General features: G+C 46.1%; 18 protein-coding genes. 6 read left to right on the top strand and 12 right to left on the bottom strand.

Annotated features, from left to right (window positions below; all coding sequences use genetic code 11):
* The first annotated feature begins 234 nt into the window (after positions 1-234).
* From DB398_RS09210 to DB398_RS09200, 3 genes are all read left to right on the top strand, one after another.
* Positions 235-912, top strand: coding sequence for a hypothetical protein (locus tag DB398_RS09210; protein WP_108424100.1), 678 nt, complete (start codon positions 235-237; stop codon positions 910-912).
* A 1069-nt stretch (positions 913-1981) separates the two neighbouring features.
* Positions 1982-3766, top strand: a complete 1785-nt coding sequence (locus DB398_RS09205; protein WP_159076380.1) for a sensor histidine kinase — start codon at positions 1982-1984, stop codon at positions 3764-3766.
* A gap of 10 nt (positions 3767-3776) precedes the next feature.
* The gene (locus DB398_RS09200) at positions 3777-4529 is read left to right on the top strand and encodes a LytR/AlgR family response regulator transcription factor (RefSeq protein ID WP_108424098.1); all 753 of its coding nucleotides are present in this window, start codon (positions 3777-3779) and stop codon (positions 4527-4529) included.
* A gap of 14 nt (positions 4530-4543) precedes the next feature.
* Here the strand turns inward: DB398_RS09200 and DB398_RS09195 are convergent, their stop codons facing one another.
* The 12 genes from DB398_RS09195 to DB398_RS09150 form a co-directional block, all read right to left on the bottom strand.
* The gene (locus DB398_RS09195) at positions 4544-5125 is read right to left on the bottom strand and encodes a precorrin-2 dehydrogenase/sirohydrochlorin ferrochelatase family protein (RefSeq protein ID WP_108424097.1); all 582 of its coding nucleotides are present in this window, start codon (positions 5123-5125) and stop codon (positions 4544-4546) included.
* Positions 5126-5191: 66 nt separating this feature from the next.
* Entirely contained in the window at positions 5192-6124 is a 933-nt protein-coding gene (locus DB398_RS09190) for a PorP/SprF family type IX secretion system membrane protein (RefSeq protein ID WP_108424096.1), read from the bottom strand.
* A gap of 7 nt (positions 6125-6131) precedes the next feature.
* The gene (locus DB398_RS09185; protein WP_159076379.1) at positions 6132-10235 is read right to left on the bottom strand and encodes a T9SS type B sorting domain-containing protein; all 4104 of its coding nucleotides are present in this window, start codon (positions 10233-10235) and stop codon (positions 6132-6134) included.
* 438 nt (positions 10236-10673) lie between these two features.
* Positions 10674-11048: an Ig-like domain-containing protein gene (locus DB398_RS09180; RefSeq protein ID WP_108424094.1), complete on the bottom strand. Its 375-nt coding sequence runs from the start codon at positions 11046-11048 to the stop codon at positions 10674-10676.
* A gap of 192 nt (positions 11049-11240) precedes the next feature.
* On the bottom strand, positions 11241-12065 hold the full coding sequence (locus DB398_RS09175; RefSeq protein WP_159076378.1) for a hypothetical protein: 825 nt from the start codon (positions 12063-12065) through the stop codon (positions 11241-11243).
* A gap of 47 nt (positions 12066-12112) precedes the next feature.
* Positions 12113-13315: an ammonium transporter gene (locus tag DB398_RS09170; RefSeq protein WP_108424092.1), complete on the bottom strand. Its 1203-nt coding sequence runs from the start codon at positions 13313-13315 to the stop codon at positions 12113-12115.
* Positions 13316-13401: 86 nt separating this feature from the next.
* Positions 13402-13587: an ankyrin repeat domain-containing protein gene (locus tag DB398_RS18735; protein ID WP_417935548.1), complete on the bottom strand. Its 186-nt coding sequence runs from the start codon at positions 13585-13587 to the stop codon at positions 13402-13404.
* Positions 13550-13765 carry a hypothetical protein gene (locus tag DB398_RS18320; RefSeq protein WP_159076377.1) on the bottom strand — a complete coding sequence of 72 codons (216 nt, stop codon included), beginning with the start codon at positions 13763-13765 and terminating at the stop codon, positions 13550-13552. Before DB398_RS18320 ends, DB398_RS18735 begins: the two co-directional genes overlap by 38 nt.
* Positions 13766-13828: 63 nt before the next feature.
* Positions 13829-13969, bottom strand: coding sequence for a hypothetical protein (locus tag DB398_RS18315; RefSeq protein WP_159076376.1), 141 nt, complete (start codon positions 13967-13969; stop codon positions 13829-13831).
* Positions 13970-14163: 194 nt separating this feature from the next.
* On the bottom strand, positions 14164-14397 hold the full coding sequence (locus DB398_RS09160) for a hypothetical protein (RefSeq protein ID WP_108424091.1): 234 nt from the start codon (positions 14395-14397) through the stop codon (positions 14164-14166).
* 217 nt (positions 14398-14614) lie between these two features.
* Positions 14615-16285, bottom strand: coding sequence for an alpha/beta fold hydrolase (locus DB398_RS09155; RefSeq protein ID WP_108424090.1), 1671 nt, complete (start codon positions 16283-16285; stop codon positions 14615-14617).
* A gap of 172 nt (positions 16286-16457) precedes the next feature.
* The gene (locus DB398_RS09150) at positions 16458-16835 is read right to left on the bottom strand and encodes a Fur family transcriptional regulator (RefSeq protein WP_108424089.1); all 378 of its coding nucleotides are present in this window, start codon (positions 16833-16835) and stop codon (positions 16458-16460) included.
* 78 nt (positions 16836-16913) lie between these two features.
* Between DB398_RS09150 and DB398_RS09145 the strand changes: the two genes are divergently transcribed.
* The 3 genes from DB398_RS09145 to DB398_RS09135 all read left to right on the top strand — a co-directional run bounded on the left by DB398_RS09145 (position 16914) and on the right by DB398_RS09135 (position 20799).
* On the top strand, positions 16914-17825 hold the full coding sequence (locus tag DB398_RS09145) for an NAD(P)/FAD-dependent oxidoreductase (protein WP_108424088.1): 912 nt from the start codon (positions 16914-16916) through the stop codon (positions 17823-17825).
* A 96-nt stretch (positions 17826-17921) separates the two neighbouring features.
* Positions 17922-18227, top strand: coding sequence for a hypothetical protein (locus DB398_RS09140; protein ID WP_108424087.1), 306 nt, complete (start codon positions 17922-17924; stop codon positions 18225-18227).
* Positions 18228-18441: 214 nt separating this feature from the next.
* Positions 18442-20799, top strand: coding sequence for a TonB-dependent receptor (locus tag DB398_RS09135; protein ID WP_108424137.1), 2358 nt, complete (start codon positions 18442-18444; stop codon positions 20797-20799).
* The last annotated feature ends 5 nt before the right edge of the window (positions 20800-20804 follow it).

Raw genomic sequence — 20804 nt, 5'->3', positions numbered from 1 at the left:
AATGTCTTCATAACCTAGGTCAAAAATGTGTGGCTAACTTGGATTTCCATGAAAAACAACACAAAATGAGGTTCAAACCGTGTTTTTCACCGATGAAAATTTGCACTTGGTCGTTCATTTTTCATCCGTCAATTGAGAGCCCACATCCGTCAATTGGACAACATTGGCGTCATTTTAATTTGTTATTTAGATCATGTTTAAAAGTTCCCAAATTTTAATCTAAACAAATCAATCATGCTGTCTTTGACCATTTTATGGACCCTTATCTGTGCCACTATCATCATTGGCTACCCCATTTACCTCTTCAATAAGTCCTCTTCCATAACGGATAGGGACTCGGACCTTAAGCATACCATGCCAACCAATACGGTGGAGTTATTGTCTTTTGATATTCGGGAACAGCTTCCGGGTTGGTCCTTCACTTTGGATGTTCCACAAATCACCGAGGAAGTACTGTATAACAATCCTATTTTGTTCTACTTGGAATCGGAGAACAGTTGTCTGAAACTACCCTTGAACAATTCCCAATTGGGATACAGGGCAAGTGTATATAAAAATGTAGGAAAGATCTATGTCACATTCAAGTCCCTTAGTGATGGTGTTTCCAACTTCTACGTGCCCGCTTGGCATTTGAGCAAACTCAAAATCCTGATCATAAAATCCAAGGACAAAAGAATATATGGGGACTGGACCGAAAAAACCAATGCATCCCCAATCCACAAGGGCTTGTCCAAAGCAGGAATAAACATCCATGACTATGAGGATATGCTAGGGTACTTCAGCAATATTGCGACGATAGACTTCAAAGGGCATTTTATAGCCAAAGGCAAGATCAAAAGGCCAAGAAAAGTTCACCAAAAAACATTATCCCCCGTATCCAGCCATGGCCATGAGCTCCGTTCCGTTGGATAAAACTTAATGTGTCTTTAGTGTTCATGTTAGTCAAAGTGGGATAAATCCCTTGTGGAAATCCCACTTTATGTTCTAATTTTTTGACCCTGAAAACATCATCCGTAAACCCAAAAGGGCCATCCGTAAACCCAAACCCCAGCTACGTCAAATGGTCCCCTAAATATTCATTGAACCAAAGTAGATTTAACACGGAATAAAGAAAAAGGGATTGGACTGCATACGGACCATAAGTCCACTTCTTCAGTTCTGGCTATGAAGATTGTGCAGTCCCATAGTTTTGGATTACAGATTCTGAATGGAATCATGAATCCTAGTTATTGAATAGAATACTCACCATGAGTAATTCCAAGAAAGCTGAGAGCTAGTATGGGGTTATGCTGCACACAGTTGTATAATGGGATAAAAGTGGTGAGTTAATTTAATGCATTAAAGACATTCACTTTGAATTTGTTCAAAGTGCAAAAAACTGAATTTATGATAACCCCATCCCACTGGCCCCGTTTTATCAGAAAACACTTCGAGCCAAATACATCAACAAACTTCCCCCCAAAAATAGATTATAACTCAATCCATCAAGGAACCAACCTTCTTCTTGAAGGTGATTCTATGGATTACCATCGGAATTTTGTGGATTACCATGGACAAAAATCAAATTGTTGATCTATGTCCAAAGAAAATGGTCATCTAGAAATTATACCATTTCCTTTGGGAAACATTGCAGGATTTCCAAGTGGGCGACTAAACAAAAATTGTTGACTTAAATCGACGACCTTATGAACTATTCTTGTTCTAGTTCAATGCGCTGTAGCGAAATTCCTTTACGAAAGGATATAGTTCCCCACTATGGAACAAATATATTAAATAATCATATTCTTTCAAATTTAATAAGAAAAATCCTTTAATAAGTTTCATTTCAATGATTATCGCTGCAATCATATCCATCCATGAAAACATACACTGTAGCCCATGTACTGGAAGATTGGCAAAAAAAAGTATCCCATCACCTTTCAAAGAAGTAGTAAAATCAACAAGGATACTTACCATTACAGCAAGTTGTATTCTGTTCTTTATGGGCATATCGGCATTACTGGCCCAAAATGTGGACACGGACAGGAGGACCAAGAAAATACCTTACTCAATCCTGAAAGTAAATGCCATTGACCTGGAAATCGATGAAATATTGAATGGTGACCAACAGTTCAGTGCCGATGAATCATTGAGGTTCAGTGACGTGAATGCCACATATTGGGTGAAACTGGATTTTGCCCATGAACTCGACACTCTGGACACTAGGGAATCCTGGCGTTTGCGTACCCTTAACTTCAGCAAGGCCACTCTTCACTATGCCAAGGAAGGCAGCTTTTGCGAAAAAAAATTTGGGCATTTTGAGCGGCGTGAGAAAAGTAACTCCTTTGTTTATCTTAGGGGTGTTGGTTTTAAAAAACAGGATTTGATCAACGGCAGATATTTGTTCCTTGAGGTACAGGTTATAGAGCGCTTTGCTAATGCTCCTAGGTTTGAATATGTCTCAGAACAGGCCAATCGTTTCTTTACGGATTACTATACCAATGACAATATTTACCCCATCATCTTGGACCACATATATTTGGGTGCCTGTCTCATCTTCTTTTTGACCTTTTTTATTATCTTTTGCTATACAAAAAAAGCTGAATTTTTATTTTATGCATTGTACATATTCTTTTCGGCCTTTTTCCTTGTCCGCTTGTTCATCCCTGAATACCGATCTTTCGTCGGTTCCCTCTTCGGATATTGGAGCGTGCTGGTCTCACAGATCCTCATCAACTTTTTTTACGTGCTTTTTGCCATGTATTATCTGAACACCAAAAAGGCATATCCCAAACTCCACTTTGCCATCATTGCAATTGTGATGCTCTTGGGGCTGATCATATTTTTGTTTTCCTATTCTTATTATAACTCCCATTTTTCGTTGAGCAACCTTTTCTTGAATTCCCAACGGTTGCTGATGACCCTTTTCGGTATCCTTTCCATGGGCTATCTTTTGTTCAGGGCAAAGGATAGACTTGCCATTTTCATAGTCACCGGTTCCTTTATCTACATGACTGGCGCTTTACTGTATATGTTCACCCTTTCCAAGTATTATATGATCATTGGGTCCACACTGGAAATCATCATCTTTTCCTTGGGCCTTGCCTACAAGATCAAACAGGAATATGAGTCCAGGCTGGTGCTCCAACAAGAGGTTTCAATGAAAGAGACCAATACACTCCGGGCCCAAATGAACCCGCATTTCATCTTCAATTCCTTGAACTCCATACAGCATTTGATACTTCAGGACAATAAGCTGTCCGCACTGAAATATCTTTCAAAATTTGGCAAGATTGCCCGGAACGTACTGGAAAGTTCCCATGAGGTATTGGTTACGCTGACCGAGGAAATAGAGCTGCTCCGCTCCTATTTGGAACTGGAATCCCTTCGATTCGACAACAGTTTTGAATACACCATCCATGTGGACAAGGAACTGGACACGGACCAAGTGGAAATTCCCTTGATGTTGATACAGCCCTTGGTGGAGAATGCCATAATCCATGGACTTTCGGGCAAAAAAGAGGGAAACAGAACCCTTTCGCTGCACTTTGAAAAGAAAGATGGGCTCTGTGTGATCGAAATTGAGGACAATGGCATTGGAAGACAAACCGCAGGGGCGACCAAGACCCACGGAAAATCCAGGGGCATGCAGATCACCGAAAAAAGATTGAACATGCACCATGCCCAAAGCGGAAAGAAGAACACTATGGAAATCATTGACAAATATGATTCGAGAAGCCATCCAACCGGAACCAAAATCATTATAAGACTAGTATCTAACCCCTAAAAATAACCCAATGGTCCTAAAAGCAGTAATAATCGAAGATGAAAAGCACAGCAGGGAAACACTCAAATCCATGCTCGAAGAATTTTGTAAAGACGTCAAGGTCATCGCCATGGCCAGTTCGGTGGAAGAAGGCGTCAAAGTGCTCTCCGTCTACAGTCCCGATGTCGTTTTTCTCGATATTGAACTCAAGTCTGGTGTAGGTTTTGACGTTCTCAACCAAATCAAGGACCCCGACTTTGAGGTCATCTTTACGACTGCTTTTGAGCAGTATGCCATCAAGGCCATAAAATTCAGTTCATTGGACTATTTGTTGAAACCGATAGACCTTGACGAACTGCAAGAGTCCGTAAAAAAAGCAAGGACCCGAAGGGACACCAACATATACCGGGAACAACTGGATACTTTGATGCAGAACATTTCGCGAGGGGACGTAAGGCCAGAGAAAATCTGCTTGGCAACCACCACCGGGATGGAATTCATCGCCATTGAAGATGTAGTGGCCTGCAAAGCGGACGGTTCCTACACCTGTTTTATCCTAAAGGACGGTAGTTCCCATTTGGTGAGCAAACACTTGAAGGAGTATGAGAACCTGCTCGGGGAACACCAGTTCATGAGGGTACACAACAGCTATGTGATCAATCTACGGGAGGTCAAAAAATACATGAAAGCCGATGGGGGTTATCTGATCATGAGCAATGATCTTGAGGTGAACATTTCGTCCCGCAAAAAAGATGAACTTTTCGAGGCCATGAAACGATTGTAAAAAATGTAGGCGGCCTACTCCTTTTTGTCGATCAATCCCTTGGTAAACTCATTGAGGGCCTCCACTTTTTCTTCAAAACTACCCTTTAAGGTCTTCCGGTATTCGTTGAGGTTCTTTACCAGCTCATCGATATCCTCCGGAAGGACATCCTCAAAAAACTGACGGAGCCTTTTGGCCGTTGTCGGGGATTTTCCATTGGTGGATATGGCCACCTTTACATTGCCCTTGGTCACGATCCCGCCCATATAAAAATCACAGAAAGGCGGGTTGTCCGCCACATTCACCAAAATACTCCTTTCCCTACAATCGTGATATACCTGTTCATTCACCTCAGGTTTGTCGGTACAGGCGATGACCATGTGCTTTCCTTCCAAAAATTTCTTGTCGTAGGCTTCTTGGACCATTTCCACATGGTGCTTTTGGGCCAATTCCACAGTTTCGGGCAAAAAATCCAGTGCCACCATCTGCACTTGGGCATTGGGGCTGGACTTGAGCAAAAACGTCAGTTTTTCCAGACCTACGTTTCCCCCACCTACAATAAGCACGTCCAATTGGGAAACCTTCAAGAAAATTGGGTACAGTTCATTTCTTTCCATAACACCTTTTTCAATCTTTCTGTATTGACACCCTAAAGATAATGACTATTCTGGATGGGGCTGACCCTAAAATGTAGGCCGTTGGAGTTGCTTTTGGGGCGATTTGAACTCATACCGAAGGAATATTTCATGTGAGCCCCCAGTATAGCTTGCCAAATTGGAAGACGTGAAATCATAGGCATAGCCCGCGCTTAGGTTGGGATTGATCTGCATTCCCAACAAGGTAGAAAACGAATCGTCCCACCGGTAGGCAAGCCCCACGGTAAAGGTCTCCTTGATCAAGGCAGTGGCCGATATGTCGGCAATCATGGGCGCACCGGGCACCCATTTGATAAAAAAGGCAGGTTTGAGCACCACATCTGGCGTAATGTCCATAAAAGTCCCTCCGATCCAATAATAGTGAAGGCGTTCGGCTGCAATTTCCTGTTCTTCCCCATCGTAATGTTTTTGCGAAAAGAAATTGGGCACGGCAAAGCCCAGATACCCTTTTTTGGTATGATAATAAAATCCAGCGCCTATTGTAGGGAAGAATTTGCTCTTCAGATTGTCCTGAAAGGCCATATCGGGATTTTCTGTGAGTCCTTTGGAAAAATCAACATCAAAGATCCTACCTCCCAACTTCAACCCAAAGGACAGTTGCCTGTTGGTACTGTCCAACTGTATGGTATAGGACACGTTCCCGTCCACAAATATTTCTGAAGAAGGCCCCAAAGCATCATGGGCCAGCACACCCCCCACCCCGATCTTGTTCTCCAGCGGAGCGTCCACCGCCAAGACCTGTGTGTTGGGAGCCCCATTAATGCCCACCCATTGGGAACGGTGCATCAAAAGTGCCGTAAGATGTCCCTGCGAACCTGCATAAGCGGGGTTAACGCTCATCGTATTGTACATGTATTGCGTGAACTGTGGATCTTGTTGGGCCGAAACGAAGATGGTTCCCAAAAGTGCCATACTGCACAGACACCTCAATACTGTTATCCTATTTTTTTTCCTTCCCATTCCCTTCCTATCTGTTTATGTAGAGCCAATCGGTTCGTGGTTGCGACCCATCCCCCAAATCAAGGAGGTAATAATACGTGCCCACGGGCAGTTGGTCTTCTTTTTGGATAATGGCGCGCCCGTTGGGGGTGCCATCCCAATCATTTTTGTAGGACCGCGTCTCAAACACAATATTTCCCCATCGGTTGTACACTTGGAGTACGTTGTTGGGGTATTGGGAGATACAATCGATCGTGAAAAAATCGTTTACCCCGTCCCCATTGGGAGAAAATTCATTGTAGACCACCAAACAGCTCGGTGTCACAAAAGCTTCTGCACTATCGTTGGAACCATCCCTGTCGAATTGGTCCACATAGGACAATAGTGCCCGGTTCACATGATCATTGGTGTCCAACACCTCAACGGTCAATTCCAAAGTGGCCGATTCCAATACCTGAAGCGCTTCAATTTCCCAAAATCCTGAAGATGCCTCAAAAGTCCCCAATGAGGTTTCTGCACTTACAAACCCATATCCCGAGGGCAATTGTTCCTCAATACCGATGTTGGATGCCAAACCGGGACCCAAATTGGTGATGGTGATGGTAAACACGACCTCATCCCCCATGTTCGGAAATGGATGGTCCACTTCTTTTGAAATGGAAATGTCAGTGGTCTGTGGCACCACAAAGGCACTCGCCTCATCATCATCTTCCAGACCGTCCGAAAGGTCATCTTGGTCAATGTCCTGAAGGGGATTGCTGTCCGGGTCGGCCAACAGACTGGCCGATATGTAGGCGATGTTCAGATATTCGTCAGCCAAGGCAGTTGGTGCATTCACTCGGGCAAGGAGTTCCAAACTTTCGGTGTTCTGGTCAAAAATGGTCCTGTTCACCCTCCAAACACCCGTTCCGGAAGTATAGACCCCCGCCGTGGAACCATGGGACTGGTAGGTGTAACCACTGGGCAGCAGGTTGGTGACCTCGACCCCAAGGGCATCTGAAGGACCATTATTGGTGACACTGATCACAAACCGCACCACATCCCCCACATTGGGTGTGGGATTGTCCACGGTCATGGTCAAGGAAAGGTCGGCCAAGGCACCCGGAACCGGCAATACGGTATCTTGGTCATCCTCAGACCCTAAATTGTTGTTCGGTGTGGAGTCCGGGTCATAAGTGTCCAAGGCAATCAGTTCGGCCGTGTTCCTATAATTCCCTTCGGGAAGGACCGCTACCGTGATCTGCAATGCCTGCGTACTTCCACTGGACAGGTCGGGTAAGTCCCACGAACCGGATGCCTCATCATAGATTCCGGCAGTTGTTTGGGCCGAAATAAACCGATATCCCGTTGGTAGTTTGTCCTCTATCACCAAGCCAGTGGCATCATTGGGTCCTGCATTGCTTGCTTGAACGGTGAACACAATAGTGTCCCCCACATCCGGGTTCATATCGTCCACGGTCTTTGAAATGGAAATATCCGTCACATGTCTCGGCACGGTGGCAAGTTCCGCTTGATCGTCCTCCGATGGCACATGATTGCCCGGCGTGGAATCCGGATCATGGAATCTGGAGGTGACCACTTCCGTTTTAAAATGGTAATCGCCCGTTGGGTTCACTTCGGCAACCATCTGAAATTCCATGCTGGTGTCCGCTTCAATGTTCCCGATGTTCCACAGACCATTGATAGGATTATACAATCCACTTGCTCCATCGGACACATAGGTGTAGCCAGAAGGCAAAAGGGCCTCTACAATGACCCCTAGGGCCTCACTAGGGCCTTCATTGGTCAACTTGACCTTGAAGGTAACCTGCGAACCCACATCCGGGAACCCATTGTCCACCATCAGTTCCAACATCAGATCGGCGGCTGGGATGGGGGTCGTGCCTGCACTGTCCAAGTCGTTCTCAAAGACATTGTTGTTGTTCGGTGTTGAATTGGGGTCATAGTTGTTCGAAGCGATCACTTCGGCCACATTGAAATGTTCCCCGGTAGCATTGACCGTGGCCACAATGTTCAAGGTTTCTGTATTCTGGTCCACCAGAATGCCATTCAATGCCCAAATCCCTGAAATGGGATCATATACTCCTGCAGTCCTGCTATTGGAGACGTAGGTATAACCCGTAGGCAATATATCCATGATTTCAACTCCGGTCACATCACTGGGTCCAAAATTGGTCACACTGATCGTGAATATGACCTCTTGGCCCACATAAGGGCTCAACACGTTCACGGATTTGCGCAAAAGAAGGTCGGATACGGGTTGTGGTACCGGTTCCACGGTTTGCTGGTCGTCCTCAGCACTGTTGTTGTTGCCTGGGGTCGAATCCACATCGTCCTCTGTCACCTGTGTCACTTCGGCCGTATTGATATAGCTTCCCGCAGGAAGCACTTCCACAGTAATATCCAAAGTTTCCACAGCACCATTGTCCAGATTTCCCACCGACCATGAACCACTTGTCTCCGCATACGTTCCGGTGGATGGCACTGCGTTGATGAACGAGTAGCCTGAAGCCAAAAGGTCGGTAACCACCACATTGGTGGCATCACTGGGACCATCGTTCCATACCGTGATGGTAAAAACAATTTCCTCCCCAACGTCTGGAATAAGATTATCGACTGTTTTGGTCAAGGCAACATCCACAACTGGGGTGGGTATGATCGTAACTTCATCTTGATCATCCTCGCCTGGAGCCCCATTGTCTGGGGTCGAGTCCAAATCGATTTGGTCATGTCCCGTAATCTCGGCAATATTGGTATAATCTCCCGAAGGGTTTACCGTGGCCAGAATGTTCAAACTTTCCGAAACCCCACTGGCCAATGCACCTACATTCCAAATACCATTGGCATCGTTGTAGGCACCGCCCCCATTATCGGAGACATAGGTATATCCTGAAGGCAGCAGGTCGGTCACCTCTACCGAAGTGGCCAGACTGGGTCCTGCATTGCTCACTGTAAGGGTAAACATGACATTATCGCTCACCAATGGTGGCGATTTGTTGATTTCTTTGGTCAAGGACAGGTCTATGACATCCACCGGGACCACTTCGACCTCATCTTGGTCGTCCTCGGTATCGTTATTGTTTCCCGGCGTCGAATCCATATCAAAAGTATCCGAGGCAATGACCTCTGCGGTATTGGTATAATCTCCCGAAGGGTTCACCCGAACGGTAATGACCAAGGTCTCTGTATCCCCATTGGCTATTGCCCCCACTTGCCACAAGCCGGTTGTCGCATTGTACGATCCCGATGTTGCGGCATAGGAAACAAAACTGAAGCCGGATGGCAAACTATCTTCCACCCCTACATTGGTGGCTATGTGGGGTCCATCATTGGCAACGGACACTTCAAAACTGATCTGTTCGCCCACATTGGGTGTGAGGTTGTTTCCCACAACCGATTTGGCCAGGGAAAGGTCTGCTTGCAACGGGGCTACGGTCAATGCAGCCTCGTCGTCTTCGCTCTGGTCCCCATCGTCGTTGTTGGGTGAACTGTCCAGATCAAATTGGTCGCTTGAAACCACTTCGGCAATATGGGTATATTCCCCTGAAGTCCCTGTTGGTGTCAATACCGTGGCATTGAAGGTCAAAGCTACCGTGTTGCTGCCCATGGGGACATCAAGTCCTGACCAGGTTACATTTCGGGTCAAAAAATTGAACGTGCCGCCATTATTGATGACACTTACGATCCCATATCCTTCCGGGACAAAATTTTCAAGGGAAACTCCTGTGGCCTCCATATCCCCCAAATTGCTAAGATTGATGGTAAACGTGACCACATCACCAATATCGGGCATGGTATCACTGGCTGACAAAACCACTTCCAGATCCACTCCTACAATAGAGATCCCTACGGTATCCGAAGCTGTATCACAACTTACATCCGAAACGGTCCATTCAAAAAAATAGGTTCCCGGGATGGTCCCCAACACTTCGGTCTGTGGGTTGGTGACCTCATCAAAAGTGACCAATGATGGGCCCGATAGCTGTGTCCACATGCCGGTTCCCACTACGGGGGTATCGGCATTCAAAAAGATAGGGGCCATTTGGGTAATGATCTGGTCGGCTCCGGCATTCACCGCACATTGTTGTGAATATCCCATCTGTATGGAAACGAACAGCAGAAGAAAAGACAATAGGAAATGACTTGGTTTTTTCCGAGGTTGGGGTCTGATCATAGTTGGGTCGATGAGGCTACTCTTGCAAAGCAAGACCATCCAAACATATCAACTCCCAAGGAAAAAAGGGAAGTTATGTTGTATTGCATCCATCATTTGTTGTGAAACATAGTATAACTGATGAAAGATTTATCTCTCAAATACCCTGTTTTAAGAGTGTAAAATCAAGAACAATGAAGGCTTCGGCACATAAACCACAAACCATAAGCAAGTTACGGTAGGTGCCAAACAAAAAGAGCTGGCAGCATGCACTACCAACTCTTTTGCGGCCAAAGAAACACTCGAAAGCATGTCAATGGAAGAATCCAAAGCGATACATTTCGGGTCCTTCGGCCCAGACACTACTTAACCAACACTAAATAAAACTCAATTTTTATAAAATCTTCCTTTCAAAATTCAAGGGATTTCTTGCACCTCTATTTCCATAACATCCGAAATACGCAGGTCTGCCTCGGAAATTACCGTAATGGTCGTTTTCCCCTGAGCCAAAGCAGTGACCAACCCAGATTCATCAACAGTGGCCACGGTCTTGTTTGTGCTTCCCCACAACAGGTTCCTATCCGTAGTAGTGGTCGGACTTATCTTCACGTTCATCTGAAGGGTCTCGTTCACCAGAACATGGTCTTGTTCCACTGTGATTTCCAGGCTTTCCATCTCCACTTCCTGTGGTCCTGAATCCTCACCGTCCGTGGAGCATCCGAACAAAAGCCCCAAAAGGATAATGCAATACGTAATTTTATTTTTCTTTTTCAAAAGCTGTTCTTTTCCCATTTTTTTATGTGTTATGACTGACCTTGTTTTGATGTGCTTAAGAAAGGCCGGCGGGGTTTCCCACCGGCCTTCTCATAACCAAAAACTACAGTCAGTACACTGGCCCTTGCAGAGAAGTAAACCAAACCAACCATGCCTTGCAAGGGTACCAGTGATTCTTAATGTTTTTATATATCGTTGTTGATTGTCAGTCTACAAGACGGGTTCCACAACAAAAAAGGTCTTATTGGGACCGCCTTCCTGCCCTAGGACACTGCCCCTGTTCCCTTCATCCTGTGAGAAGAAATAAACCGGGCTTCCCTCAAAGGAAAGTTGTGGACCCAAATCGTCTTCACGATCAACAGTTCCAAAATCGTAGGTGGCCATGGATGAGGGAAGTACCAAGGCTGTGTCCTTGAAAGGAGGCCAAACTCCAGCACATCCGCCTGCACAATTGCTCTTATTTTCTTCATCCCCGGTATTCAAATAAAGGCTAACTCCTTTGTCATCCACCAAATAAACTACGGGATCTCCTCCCTCGGTGAGTGGTTGTCTTCCCAACAGCAGGGTGTAATCTGGTTTGGCAATATGGAATGTTCCATTTTTTCCATCGCCCTCAGTAGCTCCTGAAGGCTCCAACTGCCCATCCCCATTCGTGGAGAAATAGTACAACGGCCATCCTTTGTAGGTGATTTGTTTCAATCCATTTTCAATGGCTATGGTGGCAAAATCCGCAACATCAAGATTGGCCCCAAGTTCCAGTTCATAGAGTTCCCCGGTCACCGGAGGCCATACACTGGCACAGTTTCCGGCACAGTTCCGCTGCCCGTTCACATCATTGGCGAAAAAGTACATGGATTGGTTGTCCTGATTGACCAGAATTTTTCCAAACGTGCTGTTCGTGGCAATTTCTATCCTAAAACCAGTTTCTTCTTCAACGCCTTCCTTTTCACCGTCATCATCGGAGCAATTGCTAAAAAAGACCAAGATCAATGTGGCCAAACCGAATAATTTCAAATTCTTTACATAATTTTTCATTGCGTTCATTTTGATTTATGATTGTTATTAATTGATTTATGTTTCACTTATGAAAAGCTTTTCTCCTCGTGATATGTGGCATCTATCCCTTTGATTTCCATATCGGTATCCACTCGCGTGCCCCTGGTCAACAGTTTTGTGACCTTGTAGATGGCGAAAGTGCCCACAAGGGAGAAAAGAATCGTGATCAATACCGCCACCAATTGCACGATCACCTGCTGTGGGTTGCCATAAAAAAGACCGGCTTCCCCATTGATCTCCGGATCGGCAAAAAGTCCTGTGGCTATGGAACCCCAAATACCGACTAGACCATGGATCCCAAAGGCATCCAAAGTGTCGTCATATTTGAAGGCCTTTTTGAGATGCACCACACCGTAATAGCCCACAATACCGGATACCAAGCCTATGATCAAGGCACCATCGGCCCCAACATAACCGGCTGCAGGGGTAATGCCCACCAATCCGGAGATGGCACCAGAAGCAAGACCAAGAATGGAGGGCTTCCTTTTTTTGAACCATTCAAAGGCCATCCAGGCCAATGCTCCTGAGCAAGCCGCCACATTGGTCACCAAAAGTGCGTTGGCCGCAATACCATCCGCTGCCAGTTCACTTCCGGCATTGAACCCAAACCACCCAAACCACAATAATGCGGATCCCAATACCGTAAGTTTCGTGGAAGAGGGGTCGATCTCTTTGGATTCCTTTCGTTTACCCAAGATCAAGGCAAGGACCAAGCCTGCCACTCCTGCATTCACATGGATGACGGTACCGCCGGCAAAATCCAGCTCCCCAAGGTAATCGAGCAGCCCATCTCCCCATATCATCCGTACCAAAGGAGCATACACCACCAATACCCAGAGTGCACTGAATATGATCCAACTATTGAACTTGAGCCTACCAATGACCGAACCCGAAATAATGGCCACAGCAATGGCCGCAAACACCCCTTGAAAGGCCACAAAAGCCAGCTCTGGAATGGACCCGGTCAACACTTCCGGGGTGATACCGTTGAGGAAAAAGGCCTCCAACGAACCAAAAATCGGGTTCCCGTTTGGCCCAAAGGCGATGCTGTATCCTGCCACGATCCAGACCAAAGTGGCCACACAAAATGCCACATAGCTCATCCCGACCGTGTTGATCACATTTTTCTTATTGGACAAACCTCCATAGAACAGGGCCAATCCGGCCGGTGTCATCAACATGACCAATGCCGTGGCAATCAACACCCATGCTGTATCTCCTGTATTCATACCATTCGTTTTTAAATGTTTTTGTTACGCTAGAACCTTGGCCCTGTCATTGACCTTTGTTTTTCCGGCATGCTCCAGCAATTGTTTTATTTCCTTGTTGCCAAATCGTGTGGCATCGTCCAAGGGGGTGTTCCCCCATCGGTCTTTGGAAAAAGATGGACCCCTTGGCCGATGAGGTGTTTGACAACATCCAACTGATTTTCACATGCGGCCAAGTGCAGTGGGGTGCGTCCATCATAATCTGCTGTATTGGGGCTGACACCTTCGTTCACTTTCCTTCTGCTCAAAAATTTTCAGAAGTTCCTGTATCCTTGGGTCATCGGACAAGATTCCTTTTCGGGCCAATTGGCCTATGAAGAGGTCGGACTCTATGGTTTTTTTCTTTCCTTGGTCCAACATGCGAAAAAGGGAATCCGACGCATGGTTGTCCATCTGAGTAGCTGTAAGCATAATTTGGGGTATTGATATAAAATGAACTACAAGGGCCATCTTTGATGGCCCTTGACCAACTAACTAATTCAAGAAATCAAAGTTTCCTATGGAATTGCCTTGCGTATTTTGAAGTGACCAGATAGGAATAAGCGTAGGGTGCAGGTCTTCCATACTCCAAATATCCTTTCCAGCGGTATATGCATTCGCACAGATATGTTTCATACTAATGGTTTGTTGTTTAGTTAATTTTTGCTTGTGCTTAAAGGCTGAATATGGGCCTCACGTTGGGGCGATGCCTTCTTTTTGCGCTCCAGCCATAGCCAACTGGTGAGTTGGTCATCGGCTTAAACAGGTTCCTTTTTGATGTTCTCATGATTTGCGTTCGTTTTTTGATGATTTTTTGATTGAATAAACTCTTACCGCTCCACTTTCTCCCAATATGCGTCTTCCTCGGGGCGGGTATTCTTGGCCATGGGCCCTGTAATAGGCGTATGCGCATGGTCCTTGAACATAATTTGGGATTGGGGCCTTGGATTTTTCCATGGCTTTCTGTTTTTTGCCATTGGACCCGTAGTTCCATCCTGTTGGGCACTCACTTGGTATGTAGCCAACAGTACAAATGCGGTTAGCATACACTTGTTGATTTTCATAACGATTACTATTTCAATGTTTTAGCGGTGCAAAAATAGAAAAGCAGGAAGCCATGGTGTTAGCACAAATCCGATAAATTCATGCACATTTCCGACAGTAGCGATGTATATTTCCGACAGACTATCACTTTTCCGACAAAAATGAGCGGGAAAATCATAAAAGCATCTTAATTGCCCTTATATAGCTGTGTGTAAGAAACTTAGAGAAGAAACAAAATCAGCTGTGCTTCTGGAGAAAATCAGAAGGGCTTAGACCAAACTCCTTTTTGAAGGATTTTGAAAAATAGGAAGGATTGGAGAACCCCATCTGGTATGCGACCTCTGCCACATTGCCCTTGTTCTCCAAAATAAGCTGTTTGGCCTTGTGCAAACGTACCGAAGAGATCAACTGGATAGGGGATTTATTGGTGACCGCTTTCAGCTTGCGCTGCAACTGTCTTTCACCAATGCCAATTTCCGTACAGAGCATCTCCACTCCAAAAAGCTCGTCCCCCAAATGGGTTTCAATGCTTTGCAGGACATTCTCAAGAAAGGAATCGTTTTTGGGAAGTTGGAGCTCCACCAAAGAATCCCGTTGGTCTCTTGGCTCGGAGTCGTCGTTTACGGAAAAAAGCAAATGGGGCTCGCCGGACTTTGTGTCAAAGATAGGTTTGTGTTGGGCAAAGCTCAGTCCCGCTCCGGACAATAGGTACTTGACGGTCTGGGTGACCAAAATCTGATCGGGTTTTGCTTGGCCAAGGATCGATTCGACAAATCTTTCGGTTTCAGCGCTCACAAAGTGGGCCTCGTCCACTGCGGCTTCCTTGATGTGGATGCCCACCGCCAATTGGGCGTCCATGCTCCTGACGGTTTCAAAGAGGTCCATGTAGCAATGGACAGCCTTGCTAGGGCCTTCAAAAGTGGCAAAAAAGGTGCGCCCATCACACTGGATGACCTTTCCCCTATATTGCTCCACAAACCTTGCGATGAGTTCCTGCTGGTGGGGTTTTGCCCGTTCTGCGGCAAAAAGGCGCGCAGCCGCAATGGTGAACAGTTTCTGTCCATAGCTTTCCTTGGGCTTTACCTCGGTGACGAATTTCTTTATCTCATCGAGCACCTCCTTGGTGTTTCCTGCCCAAAACAAGTGATCACTTCCCTCAAGCTCCACAAACTTGGCTTCGGGCATATGCTCGGCAATAAACTTCCCCTCCTCGATTTTGACATCGATATCGTGGGTGCGCTGTAGAATGAGTGCGGGCACCTTTATGGAGCCCAAAATGTTGATGATGTCCACCTCCGTATTCATCTTGGTAAGCACCAAAGCGGCACTGGGACTTGCCCCAGACCGAAAATAATTGGCCAGCCAATCCATGAATGTTTTGTCGTTGGCCTTGGATGGCGCCAACGATTCCAGGTTCATTTCGCCACCGCCCCAACTGTTCTCGATCATATCATAGACCTTCTGCCGTTCTTCGTCCGTAGGGGCCCAAGGATAGTTCTCCGCATATTTGCGCTTGGCAAAGATTCCAAAGGTGATCAAGGAAATGGTCCTGTTGGGATAGGTGGCCGCAAACAAAGCAGATACGGACCCTCCTTCCGAATGGCCGAACAATATGGCCTTTTCCGACCCAACGGCATCCATCACGGCCCGGATATCGTCCATGCGTTCTTCGAGCGTGGAAAGCTCCACCAACCGATCCGACAGTCCGGTGCCCCTCTTATCGAACAGGATGACACGGGCCATTTTCCCCAATTCTTGCAGAAAGCCCACAAGTTCTGGACATGCCCACATCAAATCAATATTGGAGACCCACCCAGGAATATAAACAAGGTCGATAGAGCCTGATCCAAACACTTGGTAGGCAATGTTCATGCGTCCACTCTTGGTATATTGCGTAGTAGGTTTCATCGGCACATAGAGGTTATTGACATTGTCCGTTGCAAATCGGTCTTAAAACTCCAGATAGGGAAAAGGGGGATTCCCATCTCTGTTAGGAAACTTCAAAAAGTGGTACAAAAATAACAACTGTTTTGTTTTTACCTACACCTGAGCGGTTTTCAGTAAAAAAATGACGTCAGCTTTATTGTGAACATTTCACACAGGTTCCCGTCAATAGGCAGTTCACATTTTCCACCTCGTAACCTTTAGGGACTGAAAAATGAACCGATTCCCCCAAACATTCGATGGTATGGCAGTTGGTGCAACGAAAGTGGAAATGATGGTCTGGCATGCTATTTCCTTCACATTTCATGCAGATCGCAAAATATTGCTTCCCATCCTCGGCCACTACCTTGTGCACAATCCCATCCTCACAAAATTGGTTCAACACCCGATATATGGTTGCCCTGTTGGCATCCACATCGATCTCTTGCTCAATGGCGTCATGGCTCATGGCCTTCTGGGTCCGGGAAAGCAAGTTGAGAACAGCCTCTTTTGTGGGTGTGTTTCTTCGTTTCATAAAATATTAATGCGACTTTATTGCAATAATAGAATTTATTTCTAATTTTGGCAACTCCATCCCAATATAAAACCACCTATGGAAAAAGACAAAATTTTTGATGTGATCATCATTGGCGGAAGTTATGCAGGCTTGTCGGCCGCCATGTCCTTGGGACGATCTTTGAAGCAGACCTTGGTCATTGACAGTGGTAACCCCTGTAACCAGAAAACGCCCCATTCCCATAATTTTTTGACCCAGGATGGGAATACGCCCAAGCAAATTTCATCATTGGCAAAACACCAAGTGGAACAGTATGCGTCTGTTCACTTTTTTGAAGGTTTTGCTTCAGAAGGGGTAAAAAAGGGCAGCCAATTTGAGATCAGAACCCTATCTGGGCAGTCTTTTCTGGGTAAAAAATTGATTTTTGCCTCTGGCATCAAGGATATAGTTCCCGACATCAAGGGGTTTTCCGATTGCTGGGGCAAAACCGTCATACATTGCCCCTACTGCCATGGGTATGAGTTCAAAGGCAAGAAAACAGGAATCTTTGCGCAGGGAGATAGGGCATTTCATTTGGCCTCATTGGTGAACAATCTTACCAATGAACTGACCGTCCTGACGTCTGGGCCCACTTTATTTTCAACTGAACAGTCCCGCACGTTGAAAAAGCACAATATCTCTGTTGATGAAAGGGAGATTGTTGAAATCGAGCATCAAAATGGCCAAATGCAAAAGGTGGTCTTCCAAAATGGTGAAAAACTGAATCTGGACGCTCTGTACGCAGCCGTTCCCTTTGAACAACATTCGCAAATCCCGGTGCACCTCGGTTGTGAACTCAATGAACAAGGGTACATCAAAACGGATATATTCCAGCGAACCACCGTGGAAGGGGTTTATGCCTGTGGCGACAACTCCAGTCCCATGCGGTCTGTGGCCAATGCGGTCCATTTTGGCAATTTTACCGGAGCTGTGGTCAACAAGGAGCTGACCGAGGCTTCTTTTGTTTAAAATCGAATTTTGAAAATTTAGGATTTCACAAAAGTTCACTACAAGTGGATGGTTTACGGTTAGAAAACGCCGTTTTTTTAATATGTTTGTGACCATATGATGGCAAATCGTCTCAAAAATAGCATCTCCTTTATCTTTCTTGCCCTTTTTCTGGCAACGAAACTTATTGGTCTTCACGTGCTTACCCACGACGACGATACCGACTATGTGGACCATTGTGCCATTTGCCACAACATTGCCACAGACAACCACACTCCGGCTTTACTGAACGACCCCGGGGAACCATTGTCCCAAAATGTCGAATTTGTCCTTCATCATAAAGTAGAAGCTGGGTACGATTTTCAAATTTCTTGCAACGCTGACCCCAGCCTTCTTTTTTCAAGGCCCCCTCCTTCTGCCTAACCCATCCCCTTTTTCTTTGTTCACGGTTTGAACGGTTCCAATACATAGTTGGTACTGTGCTACTTTGCTTGCATCCCTCAGGTTTGTAAAAAAGTAGCCAAACTAGCTGATGTACAACTTTTCCACAACAAAGACCTAGGGGAAAACCAACAGTGTTAAAGCCTCTTCCTGAGGCAATTGCAAGAATTTATCGTTTCCCAAAATGTTCAAAAACATGCTCGTGGCATGGCTGTTCATCAGTCTGTGCACACAAGCATCCGCACAAGAAACCCACTCCTTGAAGGGGGTCATTGTGGATGCCAACTCCCAAAAGCCCATTGCCGGTGCCAACATCATCGGCTTAAACCTCTATGCCGTTTCCTCCGAAAATGGGGCGTTCGTCATAGGCAAAATCCCCAAGGGCAGTCACCATTTTGAAATCAACCATATCGGTTATGTCACGGAACAGCTTACTGTAGACGTACAGGGCAATGTGGAGAATGTGGTGGTCCAGCTCAAAGAGTCGGTCACCAACCTTGATGGTGTGGAGCTGATGGGCAAAACCGAACAGCGAAAAGCTCAGGAACTCTCCACCATAACCGTGGGGGTTTCCAAGGAATTTTTGGAAAACAACAGGGAAAACAGCCTTATGCAGACCTTGCGAAAAATCCCTGGGGTGAGCACGATCACCATCGGCTCGGGACAGTCCAAACCTGTGATCCGTGGGCTGGGTTTCAACAGGGTGAGCGTGGTACAGAACGGCATCAAGCACGAAGCGCAACAATGGGGCAACGACCATGGCCTGGAGATAGACCAGTATGGAATCGAGGATATCCTGATCATCAAAGGCCCGGCCTCGTTACTGTATGGCTCCGACGCCATTGCAGGGGTCGTGGACATCCAGCCCCAAAAAATTCCTGCACCAAACTCTTTCGGAGGGGAAGTAAACCTGTTGGGAGAGACCAACAATGACCTTTTTGGTGTTTCAACAGGTGTACAGGCGCGGAAGGAAAAGTGGTTCTACAGAGGAAGACTGACCTACCGCGACTATGGCGACTACAAAGTGCCCACGGATCGGATCAACTACGAAAACTACATTTTTGAACTGCATGAAAATCACCTGAGAAACACGGCAGGTAGGGAAGCCAATGCAAGTTTCAGCGTCGGTTTTGTGTCCGATCACATCAAGTCCGAAACCTTTTTCAGCAATGTGAACGCCAAGAACGGTTTTTTTGCCAATGCCCATGGACTGGAGGTCCGGAATTCATCCATCGATTACGACAGTTCCAGCAGGGATGTGGACCTGCCCTTTCACCAAGTGAACCATTTCAAGATCACCAACAACACCACATTTTACAAAGGGGAACATACCCTTCAATTGGATCTCGGCTACCAGAACAATCAAAGGGAGGAACATTCGGAACCTGTGCCACATGGGTATATGCCCACTCCTCCCGACAGCAGGGAACGGATCTTTACCAAGAACACCTATTCCTTGAACCTAAAGGACACGTATCGGCCTGTTCCCGAACATGACCTGGTCTTTGGCATCAATGCCGAATATCAGGACAACAATATTGGCGGTTGGGGTTTTTTGATACCCGAGTATGATCGTTTGACCGTAGGTGTCTTTGTTTTTGACCATTTCAGGATACACGAAAACCTACATTTTCAAGGGGGGCTCCGGTACGATGTGGGCCTTGTGGACACCCAATCGCATTTTGATTGGTTCCAAACTCCCATCGACAATGCCGACGGCACCACCTCCCGCGTTTACTTGCAACGGGCGCGTGAGAGAAGCTTGGATTTTGGCAATTTCAGTGGCTCTGTCGGTCTGAGCTACCTCAACAGGAACACCACCTATAAAATCAACTTGGGTAAAAGTTTTAGGATGCCCTTGGCCAACGAACTGGCTTCAGACGGGGTGAACTATCACATGTACCGATACGAACGTGGAAACATTGACCTAGACCCGGAACAATCTTACCAATTGGACCTTGATGTGGTACAAGCCACTGAAAAATTCACTTTGGGGATAAGTCCCTTTATCAACTTTTTTGAAAATTTCATCTACCTGAACCCGACCCCCAATTATTATGAGACCCTACAGATCTATGAATACACACAGAGCAAGGTGATCAGGTACGGGGGCGAGGCATGGGTCGGCAGCAATGTGACCGATGCCCTTCGCTTGGATGCTTCTGTAGAGTACGTGTATTCCAGACAGACCAGTGGCCCAAAAAAGGATTTTACATTGCCCTTTTCACCACCCTTGTCCGGATTGTTCTCTGCAAGTTATCAATTCAAGGACATGGCCTTTTTTCAATCACCACGATTGATGGCCGACCTAAGGGTAACGGCCGCCCAAAACGAAATCGTCCCGCCCGAGGAAAAAACGGAGGGCTATCAAGCATTGAACATTTCGGCAACTGCGGGGATCCCTCTTTTTGGAAAAGGGAAACCAGCGGAATTGCGCATCAAACTGAACAATGTATTCAACACCGAATATTACGACCATACCAGTTTTTATAGGTTCATTGATGTTCCCGAAGCTGGCAGGAACCTATCCGTTTCAATGACCTTTCCATTTTAGTAATT

It is taken from the genome of Flagellimonas amoyensis (assembly GCF_003058265.1).
GTDB classification, from domain to species: domain Bacteria; phylum Bacteroidota; class Bacteroidia; order Flavobacteriales; family Flavobacteriaceae; genus Flagellimonas; species Flagellimonas amoyensis.
Note: the sequence above shows the minus strand (reverse complement) of the source record. Positions and strands in the feature narration are given on the sequence as shown.

Excerpts from the sequence above, each read along its gene's own strand:
- DB398_RS09175 (WP_159076378.1), bottom strand. The coding sequence starts at position 12,065 with ATGAAAAATTATGTAAAGAATTTGAAATTATTCGGTTTGGCCACATTG.
- DB398_RS09160 (WP_108424091.1), bottom strand. The coding sequence starts at position 14,397 with ATGAAAATCAACAAGTGTATGCTAACCGCATTTGTACTGTTGGCTACA.
- DB398_RS09210 (WP_108424100.1), top strand. The coding sequence starts at position 235 with ATGCTGTCTTTGACCATTTTATGGACCCTTATCTGTGCCACTATCATC.
- DB398_RS09195 (WP_108424097.1), bottom strand. The coding sequence starts at position 5,125 with ATGGAAAGAAATGAACTGTACCCAATTTTCTTGAAGGTTTCCCAATTG.
- DB398_RS18315 (WP_159076376.1), bottom strand. The coding sequence starts at position 13,969 with ATGAAACATATCTGTGCGAATGCATATACCGCTGGAAAGGATATTTGG.
- DB398_RS09170 (WP_108424092.1), bottom strand. The coding sequence starts at position 13,315 with ATGAATACAGGAGATACAGCATGGGTGTTGATTGCCACGGCATTGGTC.
- DB398_RS09155 (WP_108424090.1), bottom strand. The coding sequence starts at position 16,285 with ATGAAACCTACTACGCAATATACCAAGAGTGGACGCATGAACATTGCC.
- DB398_RS09200 (WP_108424098.1), top strand. The coding sequence starts at position 3,777 with ATGGTCCTAAAAGCAGTAATAATCGAAGATGAAAAGCACAGCAGGGAA.
- DB398_RS09135 (WP_108424137.1), top strand. The coding sequence starts at position 18,442 with ATGCTCGTGGCATGGCTGTTCATCAGTCTGTGCACACAAGCATCCGCA.
- DB398_RS09205 (WP_159076380.1), top strand. The coding sequence starts at position 1,982 with ATGGGCATATCGGCATTACTGGCCCAAAATGTGGACACGGACAGGAGG.
- DB398_RS18320 (WP_159076377.1), bottom strand. The coding sequence starts at position 13,765 with ATGCTTACAGCTACTCAGATGGACAACCATGCGTCGGATTCCCTTTTT.
- DB398_RS09190 (WP_108424096.1), bottom strand. The coding sequence starts at position 6,124 with ATGGGAAGGAAAAAAAATAGGATAACAGTATTGAGGTGTCTGTGCAGT.
- DB398_RS09180 (WP_108424094.1), bottom strand. The coding sequence starts at position 11,048 with ATGGGAAAAGAACAGCTTTTGAAAAAGAAAAATAAAATTACGTATTGC.
- DB398_RS09140 (WP_108424087.1), top strand. The coding sequence starts at position 17,922 with ATGATGGCAAATCGTCTCAAAAATAGCATCTCCTTTATCTTTCTTGCC.
- DB398_RS09150 (WP_108424089.1), bottom strand. The coding sequence starts at position 16,835 with ATGAAACGAAGAAACACACCCACAAAAGAGGCTGTTCTCAACTTGCTT.
- DB398_RS09145 (WP_108424088.1), top strand. The coding sequence starts at position 16,914 with ATGGAAAAAGACAAAATTTTTGATGTGATCATCATTGGCGGAAGTTAT.